This is a genomic window from Aquiflexum sp. (genome assembly GCF_977115555.1).
The window spans coordinates 1-13,636 of sequence record NZ_CDSBKL010000077.1 but is presented as its reverse complement, the minus strand read 5'-3'; the positions used below and the strand labels follow the sequence as shown (position 1 = coordinate 13,636).

General features: G+C 42.2%; 8 protein-coding genes and 1 pseudogene. 4 read left to right on the top strand and 5 right to left on the bottom strand.

Annotated features, from left to right (window positions below; translation table 11 throughout):
• Together ACZFYI_RS06990 and ACZFYI_RS06985 are read right to left on the bottom strand one after the other, a co-directional pair.
• A pseudogene (locus tag ACZFYI_RS06990) lies at nucleotides 1–326 on the bottom strand (DUF6503 family protein); the annotation flags it as partial.
• Between the two features lie 389 nt (nucleotides 327–715).
• Nucleotides 716–3,430 carry a M14 family metallopeptidase gene (locus tag ACZFYI_RS06985; RefSeq protein WP_462523407.1) on the bottom strand — a complete coding sequence of 905 codons (2,715 nt, stop codon included), beginning with the start codon at nucleotides 3,428–3,430 and terminating at the stop codon, nucleotides 716–718.
• 223 nt (nucleotides 3,431–3,653) lie between these two features.
• Here ACZFYI_RS06985 and ACZFYI_RS06980 point away from each other — a divergent pair, with 223 nt between their 5' ends.
• Complete coding sequence (locus tag ACZFYI_RS06980) at nucleotides 3,654–4,517, top strand: dienelactone hydrolase family protein (protein ID WP_462523406.1); 864 nt, start codon at nucleotides 3,654–3,656, stop codon at nucleotides 4,515–4,517.
• Between the two features lie 18 nt (nucleotides 4,518–4,535).
• On the opposite strand, the gene ACZFYI_RS06975 is transcribed toward ACZFYI_RS06980, so the two are convergent.
• On the bottom strand, nucleotides 4,536–5,804 hold the full coding sequence (locus ACZFYI_RS06975; protein ID WP_462523405.1) for a type IX secretion system plug protein: 1,269 nt from the start codon (nucleotides 5,802–5,804) through the stop codon (nucleotides 4,536–4,538).
• 31 nt (nucleotides 5,805–5,835) lie between these two features.
• Nucleotides 5,836–7,767: an ABC-F family ATP-binding cassette domain-containing protein gene (locus ACZFYI_RS06970; protein ID WP_462523404.1), complete on the bottom strand. Its 1,932-nt coding sequence runs from the start codon at nucleotides 7,765–7,767 to the stop codon at nucleotides 5,836–5,838.
• A gap of 159 nt (nucleotides 7,768–7,926) precedes the next feature.
• Here ACZFYI_RS06970 and ACZFYI_RS06965 point away from each other — a divergent pair, with 159 nt between their 5' ends.
• Together ACZFYI_RS06965 and ACZFYI_RS06960 are read left to right on the top strand one after the other, a co-directional pair.
• The gene (locus tag ACZFYI_RS06965; RefSeq protein ID WP_462523403.1) at nucleotides 7,927–9,057 is read left to right on the top strand and encodes a PQQ-dependent sugar dehydrogenase; all 1,131 of its coding nucleotides are present in this window, start codon (nucleotides 7,927–7,929) and stop codon (nucleotides 9,055–9,057) included.
• A 2-nt stretch (nucleotides 9,058–9,059) separates the two neighbouring features.
• Entirely contained in the window at nucleotides 9,060–10,022 is a 963-nt protein-coding gene (locus tag ACZFYI_RS06960; protein ID WP_462523402.1) for a sugar phosphate isomerase/epimerase family protein, read from the top strand.
• A gap of 435 nt (nucleotides 10,023–10,457) precedes the next feature.
• On the opposite strand, the gene ACZFYI_RS06955 is transcribed toward ACZFYI_RS06960, so the two are convergent.
• A complete protein-coding gene (locus tag ACZFYI_RS06955; RefSeq protein WP_462523401.1) occupies nucleotides 10,458–11,663 on the bottom strand; it encodes a glycoside hydrolase family 18 protein in 1,206 nt (401 codons plus the stop codon).
• A 246-nt stretch (nucleotides 11,664–11,909) separates the two neighbouring features.
• Here ACZFYI_RS06955 and ACZFYI_RS06950 point away from each other — a divergent pair.
• Nucleotides 11,910–13,636, top strand: a 1,727-nt coding sequence (locus ACZFYI_RS06950; RefSeq protein ID WP_462523400.1) for a DUF7133 domain-containing protein, incomplete at its 3' end; no start/stop codon positions are given.

The following is a 13,636-nucleotide window of genomic DNA, read 5'->3' as shown; positions in this document are numbered from 1 at the left end:
TTGGAAAATGCCCTGATCCTGTCTTCGGGAAGGGTAACGACTTTACCATTAACTGTTCTGACAAATCCGGAATTGTTGAGTACATCCCTAACAAGACCTGTAGAATCAGTGAATTCCCTGATATATTGGAACCTTGAAGGGCTTTTGGAAATTTCATAATACCTATCCCTGAAATCAAAACTGATATTGCTTGATTCAAATAACTTTCCTCCATGGGCTTCTATGGATCGGTCTACGACTTTTTGGGCCACGGAATCGGACTTGCAGGATTGGAAAAATGCCCATGAAAAAAGCAGGAGAAGAGAAAGCAGTAAATTGGATTTCATGAAGTGAAGGTGTTTTTATTATTAAATTTCGCGGTTTGGTTTTTTCATTTGTGTCAAATTCCCGACAAATTAAACCTTATCCTTTTTGAACTTTCAGAGTAAATCAGTTGAAGTTTCATACAGTTAAACGGTTCTTTTGAAAATTCAACTATTTTATCAGATCTCGAACACATTATTTTTTGGCATCATTGGAGCTTCAATTTAAGCATATTGTTGGTATACCGCTTTAGCTTATTGGGATAAATCAAAAGCAGGCAGGTTTTTAACAATTTTCTTGAATAATGGCTTTCCCATTCTAAACAACCTGAGTCAAAAACATCGGACAATTGAAATGAAGAAGGGGAACGAGTCTGAAACCTGTCCCCCTTCTTTGTTTTTTGTATTTAAACCTATTTTACGTAAAGCTGATTGAACAACAGTTTGAACGTGTTGTGCGCTTGCGCCCTGAAGGTAATTTCCGGACCAAAAGCCACCAATTTACCTTTTCCGATAGGTGCTTCAAAAGCGACAACACCATTTTTTAAGTATGACTGTCCCCATGCCCAACCTGATACAAGCGGAGATTCTGTTCCGAACCAAGCCAAAGGTTTTACACCTTTGATCAGTGCATCCGGAGCAAGGTTGAATACCGGGCTGTTGTTGAAGACTACATTGGCTGACTCTCCCATGCCCCAATTCGCAGCTGCGTTGGTATCAAGATGTGCTTTGAGGATACTTCCGGGAATGTAATATTTATCCCCTCTCAAAGTTCTTTCCCTACCATCGGGAAGTTTTTCCAACAATGCATTGGAAACAGGAATCCCTAGGTCGTAAGCCAAAGAAGTACTTGCCCCCACAGCTACCACATTGCCGCCGGCTTCCATGAATTTCTTCAATTCAGGGACTGACTTTTCTTTGGTCACATTTCCGAGCAATTTGTGGTATTGCGCATCGATGTCTTCAGCTTTTGGCATGCCGCCCCAGCTTCTTATCGTGCCCGGAGCGCCTGCACCGATAAATAATATAACATCATATTTCGCTTTCAAATCTCCTTTGTCAATATCCTGTGGATAGATGACCTGAAAAGGGAAATGGTATTGCTCCATCATCCATCTCACCCAACCTGAAGGCATCGAACCTCCATAGTGGTCAAACAAGGCAATGCGGGCAGGTTTGATCTTCACTGTTCCGGAAGGTTTAGAGCTGGAGACAAGTTTCACTCCAAATTCTTTGGCAGCATTTTCCAAGACTGCTTTTCCTCCGGAAACATAGAAACTCCCTGCCGGTAATCCGGAAACTGAAGTTGTTGTCCTCGATACCTCAGCGCCTGATTTCAATAGATCATTGACAGCTATAAAGGAGTTATTTGCTCTGGAATCAATGAGAAATCCTGAACCTCCCGGAACTTTCATTGCAGGAGGGTTTTGGATCTCTCCATAGGCGATTCTCTCAAAAGGACCATCAAAACCTTCGAGTATCCTGTCAAATTCGACACCCATTTGATAAGCCAAAGTCCAGCCGGCAGCATCATAAGGACGCTTTGGAGGACCTCCGGGATATTCGAAATCATTGGGGTGATCCTGTGGTTCAAACATGTCCAAGACATGTGGACGGAATGCCTGAGAGGATTTTACTACATAGGATCCTGCTGGATATTTTTTACCGTTCACTGTAAATTCTGCTGTTGCTTTATGAACCAAAATACCAGATTTGATCAGGGCATTGATAAATCTCACAGCAGTAGGAAAGTCTGCTTGGTCTGAAGGAAGGATAAATCCCCTTGGATCACGGAGATTTGGATCTCTGAAAACTGAATCGAAATACTGCTTTGGTAATCCGCTTCTCATGCCATAATAGGCCATTTCGGGATCATCGGAAGCTTTGCTTTCTTTGGCATTGTCAAAAGCAGCCTGCACAGCAGCAGAACGCTTAGGATATTTGGTCCAATAATCCATGTTCCCTCTATCAATGCTGTTTTTCCCCATCTTATAGATGTTATAAAGGACAGCATCGCTATTTCTGCTGGCAAAATCCAAAATCGCAAAGTTCAGCGAAACAGAATAGTCGATTGATTTTTTGAAATTCCATGGCTGAGGCTCAATTGGAAAAGGAGTAGCATGCGTAGGAATCAATCTTTCAGGCACCAACGGAATCTCTGAAGGCGTAGGACTTCCGGTGATTTCTGTAAGGATTCCGATCATGTTATGAAAGTATGGAGTGGTACGTAAGCCACCGTTCCACCAAGAAGAAAACACCGAACCGCCAAGCCGGGTATAGCCAGGTCTTCCTTCGACATTGAGCCTGTTGATCATGGCAGCACCAACACCATCCAAACTTGTCATGATCAGTGGATCAAAAACATGGTTGAAAGGATCTCTGTAAGGAGGTCCTGCGACGACGGTTCCTGCAGGGGAAGTCTGATGGTGGTTGTAGATGATCTGAGGAAGCCACTCCACATATTGCTGCAATGAAGTATTGGTGGTTTCCTTCATATTCATCATGAAAAAATCCCTGTTGTTGTCATGTCCAACATATTTTTGGTACATGTAAGGGCTGTTCATATTTCTCTTCTCGACGTCAGAAGGGCCCATATACCAGTTGGTGACGATTTCTTGTCCGTCAGGGTTGACCTGCACCATAAGGATTATCAGGTCATCAAGGAAGCGGAGGATTTCAGGATCATTGCTACTGACCAATTCATAGTAGGTTGGGATTAGTTGATGCGAACCTACTGTCTCGGTAGAGTGGAGTCCACCGTCTATCCAAACGACGGGTTTACCCTCCACAGAAAGCCTCTTCGCTTCTTCCTCGGTGATTTCAGCCCTGGCTAGGAGTTGGGAGATTTCTTTATAACGGTCTAATTTTTTATGATTTTCAGGAGAGGTGATGATCATCATCGGCATTTGTCTTCCCTCTTCGGTAGGTCCGATTTCCACGAACTTCACCCTGTCTGATAGGGCTGCCAATTTTCTGAAATAAGCATCAGTAGCTGTATAGGTAGCCAATTTGTAATCCTCTCCGATCTCAAAACCAAAATGTTCTTTTGGAGTTGGGATGCTTTGGGAAAAGGCAGTAGTGAAGGTCATCAAACCTACTATTGCCCATAAGAAGTAAAACTTTCTCATAAGTATCTGCTGTTTGGTATTTTTCTCAATTTAACACAGACCTTTTTCCCAACCAAAAGTGGCATTGTAATCGGAAAGAAAAAGGTTTGACTGGTCATATTCCCAATCCAAATTGGTTAAATTTGATTTTCCTATTTCTTTGAAAATGCGGCGGATATCTTTTATCTCTTATTCCCCGCTAACAATATCTATTTTAAACAGTTCTAACCAAAAAACTAACCCTATGTACAAAATCATCATCTACCTCAATCTAATCCTTATCGGCCTGCTAGGATGGAAAGCATCTGAAAAGGAAAAAGTCAGTGTTTCTAATGAAATCACGATTTGCCACACCGGACCATCTGAAATGATCGCATTTCTTGACGATCCAAAATTTGTGGCTTTCCATCCTTCACCGATCCCATTTGATTTTGATGGAATGGGCGAAATGGTCTCTTTCCCTACCTCGGATGGAAAAAAAGCAAGCGGATACCTTATCAAGGCTAAAAACCCTACTGATAACTGGCTTTTTGTCTATCAGGAATGGTGGGGTCTCAACGACCAAATCAAAGCTGAATCTGACAAATTTTACAATGACTTGGGAGGAAATGTGAACGTGATCGCCATCGACATGTATGATGGTAAGGTAACTTCCAATCCTCAGGAAGCAGGAGGATTTATGAGAGGTACTGACGAAAAGAGACTGGAAACGATCGTGCTTGGTGCCAAGGATTTTGCCGGAAAAGATGCGAAAATTGCCAATGTCGGATGGTGCTTCGGCGGAGGTTGGTCTTTGAAATCAGCACTCTTGCTTGGCAAACAAAACGTAGGATCCATCATCTATTACGGTATGCCTGTGAGAGATGTCGAGCAATTGAAAACATTGAATTCGGATGTTTTGGGTCTTTTCGCTACTGAAGAATATATTTCCAAAGCTGTGATCGAAGAATTTGCTGTTGCAATGGATAAGGCCGGTAAAAAATTGGAATACAAGATCTTCCCTGGAGTCCATGGATTTTCGAATCCTTCTAATCCAAAATATGACAGTGAAGCCACCGCTGAGGCCTATGGAATGGCTTTGGGGTATTTGAAAGGGAAGTTTGAGTAAGGGGAATTTTAAAATTCTTTAGAGTCTTCTTTTATTGGGATTGAGGTTGACGTAGCTGATCAGTTCGTCATACCTTGATCCCATATCTCTGAAATAGATAAATACCTCGTACTCATTTTCTGTTTCGAAATAATTTCCCTCAAATGGCGTCATGTTCCAACCCTCAGGAGTTTTATAAGCATATTGGTAATCGTACCATCCCTGCTTCAAAAGCAAAGTTGCTTCAAAGTTTTTGGTGGATTTATTGTAAACCATTTTTGAAGTGGGATCATTTCCCCATTTAGTCATCGATCCAATAATATAGGGGACTTCATTGCCTAGTTCGACCTGAAGATTAAAAGTCACCAGCATGTATTCACTTTCCAGCTCATAATTCCTCCGCTCTAGGTTCATCACACCATATTGGCCATTGAGGTCAAGGTATTCGGAATATACACCCTGAGGCCTAGGTTTGTCAATTCCGGCCTCTGCATAGACAACATCCTCTTCCATTTTGATGGCTTTGACATTCATTCCTTTGGACCTGACAAATCTCAGGTCAATAAACCTGAACTCATTCCCAGCCCAAAACACATTGCTGCCATCAAAAAGCTGGTATTCTATCATTTTGATATCTTCCCGGATCATCGTGGGAGTTTTCAATAATTTGGTATTGTCCCAGCGCTGATTTTGGCGGATCATCACTTTCAGGTTGTTTTTGGGATCAAACAACTCCCGGGCTTTGTAATTAATATTGACATTGATCTGCTGAACAGCCCGCCTGTTTTCTGATTGGCTTGGTGGTACTACTTTGGCAGCCACAGCCAGGATTCTTTGGTAAACCATGAATCTTTTGGTCAGAACAACCTGCTTTTGGTCTCTTGCCCGATATACCATGATTGCATAGTTTCCGGATTTGGTTACTCGGGGCAATAGAAAATTGTAATGGAGGTAAGGAATTCTCGTATTTATAGAATAACTGAAATCCTGGATATTGAACTCATTGAAATCAACCAAATACTCCGGCTCCTTCAGGTCAGAAGGCGTCCAGTCAAAGTTGCAATGGATGATTTTGGCCGAATACATATCCGGATCATAGGCCAGGTCATCAAAGGTCAGGTTCATTTGAGCTCCGGAGTTCAACTCCATCACAGGAGAACTCATCTGTGCCTCGTATTCCTGAGAAGCGGGAAATAACCTAACAGATTGAATATTCTCTTCAAACACCTTATCCTCAAAGACTTTTTGAGCAAAAAGGGATTGGCTGAAAGCTAAAAGAAAAATGATAAATCCGACCTGATTTCGCATGCGATATGTTTTTTTTGATCAATATAAAAAATTATGCCAAAGAAGCCGCTTCCTGCAAAGAACCGATTTCCTCTACCAGAGTCTCCCAATTTTGATTCAAATCGCTTTCCTGATTTTTGAGTTTTTGGTAGGCCTGATTGGTTTCCTCGATTTTTTTGGAATCAGAAAATATATCCGGGTCCGCCATTTTTTTCTCCAACTCTGATTTTTTGGATTCTATTTGAAGTATTTTCTCCTCAATCAAGGCAAGTTCCTGTTCTTTTTTCTTCAGGTTTTTCTTGGCCTCATTCACCTCCGAAATACTCAATTCCTTTTTCCGGGTATCCTGTTTTGGTTTTGAATCCTGTTTGGTTTCGGTAGGTGAAGCGACCTGTTGGGATTTCCAATAGACAAACTCATCATAAGTTCCAGGATATTCTTTGATTTTGTTTTCTTCGATATACCAAATCTTATTGGCCACACCACGGATAAAATGCCTGTCGTGAGAAACGGTAATGAAAGTACCTTCGTATTGTTCCATCGCCTGGATCAGAATATTCACCGATTGGATGTCAAGGTGGTTGGTCGGTTCATCCAAAAGCAGGAAGTTGGCCTCTGAGATCATCGTTTTGGCCAATGCAACTCTGGATTTTTCTCCTCCGGAAAGGACTTTGATTTTCTTGAATACATCTTCATTGGTAAACAAAAAGCAACCCAAAACATTTCTGAGTTCGGTTTCGGTCTTTTTGGATCCGGCCTGTACCATTTCCTGCAGGATTTCATTGTCTACATTCAATGCCTCCAACTGGTGTTGGGCATAAAACGACTTGATGACATTATGGCCTTGTTCTCGCTTCCCTTTGATGGGTTCTGTACCGTCTACGATTCGCAAAAGCGTTGATTTACCTTTTCCGTTTGCTCCGATCAAAGCGATTTTATCCCCTCTTTCAATCCTTGCTGTCGTATCTTTCAATATCACCAAGTCCCCATAGGCTTTCGAAACATGGTCCAAAACAACCACGTCCCTACCTGACTTTTGGGAAAATTTGAATTTAAAATTCACCGAAATATTGTCATCCACCACTTCATTGACCCGGTCCAATCTGTCCAAAGCTTTGATCCTGGATTGCACCTGATTGGATTTGGTGGCTTTGGCACGGAAGCGCTCGATAAAACGCTCCGTCTGCTTGATCATCTGCTGTTGGTTTTCGTAGGCGTTTTGCTGGATTTCCATCCTTTCTTTCTTTTCCTCTTGGTAGAAAGAATAATTTCCGGAATAGGAAGTCAGCGATCCATTGGATACCTCTACGGTGATATCGACACAATTGTCCAAAAAGTCCTGGTCGTGGGAAACCACGACAACAGCTCCTTCATAGTTTTTGAGGTAATTTTCCACCCATTGGATGGAAGGCAGATCCAAGTGGTTGGTAGGTTCATCGAGCATCAGCAACGATGGCTTTTCCAAAAGCAACTTGGCTAACATCACCCTCATTCTCCAACCTCCGGAAAAAGTCTTGAGCGGTCTGCCAAGATCTTTGGTATTGAATCCGATTCCCTCCAAAACCTCTTCGGCTTTGGCTTTAATGGTATAGCCTTCGTTGGCTTCAAATTGGTCCTGAAGCCTCGCCAACTTATTGATAATCTCGTCAGAATGGTCAGTTTCCATCTGATGGAGCACTTTTTCTATTTCTTGTTCGAGCTGGAGAGTCTCTTTGAAAGCCTCCAAAGCCACATCCAAAATACTGTCTTCTGATTGGTAAGAAAGCAAGTCCTGATTCAAAAAACCGATTGTACAATCTTTTGCTTTTTGGACTTCACCTGCACTTGGTTGGATATCGCCATTGATGATTTTGAGCAAAGTTGACTTGCCGGTACCGTTGAGCCCGACCAATCCGATTTTGTCTTTAGGTTTGATATGAAGAGCTGCGCTTTCGTAAAGCGCCCGGCCTCCGATAAAGTAAGAGAGATTATTAATTGATAACATGCTGCAAAAATAACCAAACTCCCGTTTATAAATGATTTCACGCCAAATATTACTGAGAGAGTGACAAGACTTTTATTTTTCGATAACTTGTAGGTTGTAATCCAAAAACCCTCCAACAGTTTTGAACCCTTGGATGGTTAAAAAAAAACCAAAACCAACATGCGCAAAATAATCATCATTCTCTGCCTCTCAATCATCAGCATGTCATGCAATGGCCAAGGCACAAAAAATAGTTATATCCAATTAGAAAAAATCAAGCTGCCGGCAGGATTTAAAATCAGCGTTTGGGCGGAAGATGTTCCTGACGCCCGTTCACTTGCTATGAATGCCGACGGCACCATTATTTTCGTAGGCAACAGACAAGGCAAGAATGTCTATGCCTTAGTCGATACCAACAAGGACGGTAAGGCTGATAAAAAGTATACCCTTGCTGAAGGTTTACGGATGCCAAACGGGGTAGCATTTAAAGACGGAGACCTTTATGTGGCGGAAGTCAGCAGGATTTTGAGGTTCAGGAATATTGAAAAAACTTTGGACAAACCTGTTTTCGAAGTGGTATATGACAAGTTCCCTGACAAAGCCCATCATGGATGGAAATTCATCGCATTCGGCCCGGATGGTTTGCTTTATGTCCCTGTAGGTGCTCCCTGCAATATCTGTGAGTCAGAAGAAATCTTTGCTTCTATCACCCGCATCGATGTCAAATCAAACAACATCCAACCTGAGATTTTTGCCAAAGGAATCAGAAATTCTGTGGGTTTCGCTTGGCATCCTACTAGCAAGAACTTGTGGTTTACCGACAATGGACGTGACATGATGGGAGATGACATTCCTGATTGCGAATTGAACAGTGCTCCTCAAAAAGGCATGCACTTTGGATATCCCTATTGGCATGCAGGCGATGTCAAAGATCCGGAGTTTGGCAGCAAAGGAAAAGACAAATCTGCCTATACAGCTCCAAAAGCCAAGCTGGGTGCCCATACCGCTCCTTTGGGAATGCGGTTTTATACAGGCAACCAATTTCCGGCTGCATACAAAAACAACATCATCCTTGCGAAGCATGGCTCTTGGAACAGAAGCAAAAAATCCGGCTATAACCTGACAAGAGTTATCCTGGATGCAAATCAAAACGTAGTCAAGCAGGAAGTTTTTGCTGAAGGTTGGCTCGATGATGCTTCGCAGGATGTCTGGGGAAGGCCTGTTGATGTACTTCAGATGCCGGATGGCAGCATGTTGGTATCAGACGATATGGCAAATTGTATTTATAAGATCACCTATTCTGGCAAGTAACCATGCAAAGACGTGACACTTTGAAAAAAATTGGTCTTGGCGCGGCAGTCAGTTTGGCTGCCCCGTCCCTTTGGTCTTGCAACCGCCCCACACAAACCGCTACCGTGGATACGCCGGAACCTACCAAACTGCTCCGCTTGTCTTTGGCCCAATGGTCCCTTCACCGCGCTTTTCAAAGCGGGGAACTGAATCCCAATGACTTTGCCAAGATTACCAAAAGTGATTTTGGACTGGAAGCTGTAGAGTATGTGAATGGATTCTACAGGGAAAAGGGTTCCGATACTTCTTTTTGGAAGGAAATGCTCCAAAAATCCCAAGACCAAGGCGTCAAAAATCTCTTGATCATGGTGGATGAAGAGGGTGATTTGGGTAATCCTAATCAAGCCGAAAGCCAAAAAGCGGTTGAAAACCACTTCAAATGGGTAGATGCCGCCAAAATCCTGGGATGTCATTCTATCCGTGTAAATGCATTTGGAGATGGAGCCAAGGAAGATGTCCAAAAAGCAATTGTACAAAGCCTTGGAAAACTCTGCTCCTATGCTGCTTCATCTGATATTCAGGTGTTGATTGAAAACCACGGGCTCTACAGTTCGGATCCTTTTTGGATAAAAAGCATAATTGAAGAATTGAAAGCCCCCAACCTCGGTACTTTGCCTGACTTTGGGAATTGGTGCCTTTCAGCAAAATGGGGCAGCACCCAAGCTGATGATTGCACAGAAGTTTTTGACCGGTATGAGGGAGTGAAGACGCTTTTGCCTTTTGCCAAAGGGGTGAGTGCAAAGTCTTACAGTTTTGACGAAAAGGGGGAACAGCCTAAGATAGATTACCGAAAAATGCTTGGTATTGTAAAAGAATCAGGTTTTGATGCTTATATCGATATTGAGTATGAGGGCTTGCAGCAATCAGAACCGGAAGGAATCAGGCTTACCAAGCAGTTGATTGAAAGGATTTGGGAGGAGTTATAAGCTAAATTGCTTGATGATTCCATAAGGCCTTTTTCAATAGCAATGGTTGATCAAAGTCGAAATAAAACGACTACTCAAAAAATCTTGGGTTCTGAAAAAGCTTTGAACAGATATCAGGCAAAATTTATTAAACCATCCCGAGGAATAAAAGATCTTTTCAGACCCTTTTTACTCCGGGATGGCCAACATTATATTTTCAAAAATCCAACTTTACATACCAAGACTCACTACTTCCTTAACTAGGATTTCGAGCTGCCTTTACCTTTTCTTTGTTTAAGGTAAATGAAAATAACTTTTCGTTATTTCAGCCATTCTGGCTTGGTCGTGGCAATAAATGCTACCCGTTGATTATGAAGGTTGAAAACTCCAAAATGAAGTGGGTTAATTGGGCAATATAAATACAGGGAAAAGCAATGAGGCGTTTCATTGACCCATTTATTTTTGGGATTCGACAAAGATGGCATCCAAAAGACTGCCTGACTCTTTGGTGTCATTTCCAAGTTCCCAAAACATAATGCCTCCAAGTTTATTATTTATGGCAAATCGGGTTTTGAGAGCTACGGAGACTGTGTCATCATAGGAAATCATCAGGCTATCCAAGCTATTGTACATGTAAGGGGCTTTTGCCTTTTCATCCCAAAACCGTTGAAAACTGCTGTCAGATTCATACCTGCTTCGGATTTGATTATAAGCCAGCCAACCAATATGGATGCCCTTGCTCTTTTGGTATAAACCTTGATTTGTTGGCGAAACACCTTTCCACACCCGACCATAAAAAGCTGCTCCGATGATGATCTGTTCGGGTTTTACCCCTTTCTGAATCAGAAAACTGACAATCTTCTCCACCGAACGGGGTCCTTTGTCAGGGCTTTTACCTGCCTCAAACAAACTGTCCAAATGTGCCTGAAAAGGAGTTCCTTTGATGTCATCATTGGATACATGGCCTAAAGGTGTGTGGTGTCCCGTATATATGGACTCACCTGAAACCTGGTCATAGGTCATGACATTCATAAAATCGGCGTATTTCATGACTTCATTTACATCCACAAAATCATAATACCGCTCCCATCCTGCTGAAGCAAATGTCAGTATCTTAGGTTTATCAAAAGTATCAAGCATTTCCCTAAGCCCCTTCATCAGTTGGGTAAAGTTATGGGTATCCTCAGGCCTTGCTTTTGTTCCTGCACCCGATATCCCCGGGTATTCCCAATCCATATCGATCCCGTCAACTTGGTATTTTTCTATCAAATCTCTGGTACTTTGGATAAATTTTGCCCGGCTTTCGGCAGTCAAAGCCATATCTGAAAACCCATCGGCACCCCAACCTCCGCAGGCAACCATTACCTTTAGGCCCGGATTCCTCTCTTTTTGTCTTACCAACGCTTCCAGTTTAGGTCCCAAAATTTCGGGTTTGCTGAATTTCATTTCCCCATCAATTACTTTGGTAAAAGAAAAAATGATGTGGGTCAATTTTTCAACAGGAACCAACTCGGGTTTATAATCCTTCTCAGGCACATAGTATGCCATCACTGCCGTTTTTTGGTTTTCGGAAGCTTCTTCCTCGATGGTTTTAGATTCACATCCCAACAGCAGTATAAAAGCCAAACAAAATGAAAAAGAAGAAATCGTTTTGAAAATCATAAGTGAAAATAGGTTGATCGAAATTTTTAAGAAACTTGAAATAACTTTATGAAAAAAATCATAAAATTAAGAAAAAGCAAATATTTTTACCTCTAACATTTCTAATGGATATAAATGGATTTAAAATCTCGGGTTGTTATCTATCAAATCTTGGAATAACTTGAGATAAATTGTGGTTAATCCTCTCAATGGATTGATTCATGAGGATTTTACAAATACAATTCACTGTTTTCTTGATTGGCATTTATGGGATATTTTAAAAAAATAATTGTTTCAAGTGTTCTTCTGATTGGTTTTTCTTTTGGCTGTCAAAAACCGGATAGATCGCCGTTTGATGTTTCTCCTGCTGAATCCTTGGATCCAAAGCGTCTGACTGAACCCTATCCAATTATCAGCATTCCGGAAGGGGCAGATCTAGAATCAAAAATTTGGAAAGGCATAGACCTTAGTCCTAAACCTCCAATCATCCCGGTCTCTGCCAATGAACAAAAGAAATCATTTGTCCTAAAGCCAGGATATAGAATGGATCCTGTCTTATCGGAACCGCAGATCCGGGAACCTGCTGCTATCCAATTTGACGGAAATGGAAGGATGTATGTGCTAGAACTCAGGTCATATATGCAGGACTTGGATGCCACAGGAGAACTGTTGCCTACCTCACAAATCTCGCGTTGGGAGGATTCGGATAACGACGGGGTTTATGAAACCGGCACGGTCTTTTTGGACAGCTTGGTATTTCCAAGGTTTGTGGTTCCTTTTGGGCCTAACAGCATTTTGTCCATGGAATCCAATGAAGACCATGTGTATAGATATACAGATACAAACCTAGATGGCAAGGCCGACAAAAAAGAACTTTTCGCATCCGGCTTAGGCAGGTCGGGTAATGTCGAACATCAGATCAGCTTTCTGACTTGGGCTTTGGATAATTGGATGTACAGTACTTACAACAATAAGCGGATCCGGTGGACACCAACAGGTGTGATACAGGAAGAGAGTGGAAATCCATGGGGTCAATGGGGAGTAACACAGGACAATTATGGCAAGCTTTTTTTCCAGGATGGCGCAGGAGGTGTTCCACAAGGATTTCAGTTTCCGATAGTCTATGGAAATTTTCAGGTAAAAGGAGCTCTTAAAGAAGGATTTCGGGTTCCTTACAGTCTTGTTGGCTTGGAAGATTTTCAGCCGGGTATGCAGGAAGCAAAACCTGATGGTTCTTTATCAAATGTAACCGGAGCTGCCGGAAATGATGTATTCAGAGGAGACCGACTGCCTAAAGATCTGGTGGGAGATTATATATATGGTGAACCTGTGGGCAGAATCGTAAGAAGGGTTGAGACAGAAAACGTGGAAGGCTTGTCCTATTTACAAAACAAGTATGAGAAAGAGGGTTCTGAATTTATCCAATCCACTGACCCTTTGTTTAGGCCTGTGGATATGGCAACTGCCCCGGATGGGACCCTTTATATCGTGGATCTTTATCGAGGAATTATTCAGGAAGGTGAATGGACACAGGAAGGAAGCTACCTACGGACAAAAATCCAACAATATCAGATGGATGATATCATCGGTAATGGCCGGATTTGGAGACTTTCCTATGAAGGCATGCCAAGAAATACCCAAAAACCAAGGATGTATGAAGAGTCCGCAAAGGAATTGATCAGGCATTTGGAGCATCCAAACGGATGGTGGCGGGATATGGCGCAACAAACCCTTATCCTCAATCAAGACAAATCCATTGTACCTGATCTTATCACCATGGCAGAAAGCTCTCCAAACGAACTTGCAAGAATCCATGCGCTATGGACTTTGGAAGGATTTGGAGAGTTAAAGTCTGATTTGGTCAAAAAATTTACAGAAGATCCAAATCCAACCATCAGAATCCAGGGGTTGAGGGCGGCAGAGACCTTGTATAAGTATGAAGAAAAAAGCCTTTCAGAACTCTACAGGATAGCAGCAATGGATAAAAACACGGA

What these genes read in the sequence shown, in the direction of transcription:
- ACZFYI_RS06985 (WP_462523407.1), bottom strand. Translation starts at nt 3,430, where the DNA reads ATGAGAAAGTTTTACTTCTTATGGGCAATAGTAGGTTTGATGACCTTC.
- ACZFYI_RS06980 (WP_462523406.1), top strand. Translation starts at nt 3,654, where the DNA reads ATGTACAAAATCATCATCTACCTCAATCTAATCCTTATCGGCCTGCTA.
- ACZFYI_RS06975 (WP_462523405.1), bottom strand. Translation starts at nt 5,804, where the DNA reads ATGCGAAATCAGGTCGGATTTATCATTTTTCTTTTAGCTTTCAGCCAA.
- ACZFYI_RS06970 (WP_462523404.1), bottom strand. Translation starts at nt 7,767, where the DNA reads ATGTTATCAATTAATAATCTCTCTTACTTTATCGGAGGCCGGGCGCTT.
- ACZFYI_RS06965 (WP_462523403.1), top strand. Translation starts at nt 7,927, where the DNA reads ATGCGCAAAATAATCATCATTCTCTGCCTCTCAATCATCAGCATGTCA.
- ACZFYI_RS06960 (WP_462523402.1), top strand. Translation starts at nt 9,060, where the DNA reads ATGCAAAGACGTGACACTTTGAAAAAAATTGGTCTTGGCGCGGCAGTC.
- ACZFYI_RS06955 (WP_462523401.1), bottom strand. Translation starts at nt 11,663, where the DNA reads ATGATTTTCAAAACGATTTCTTCTTTTTCATTTTGTTTGGCTTTTATA.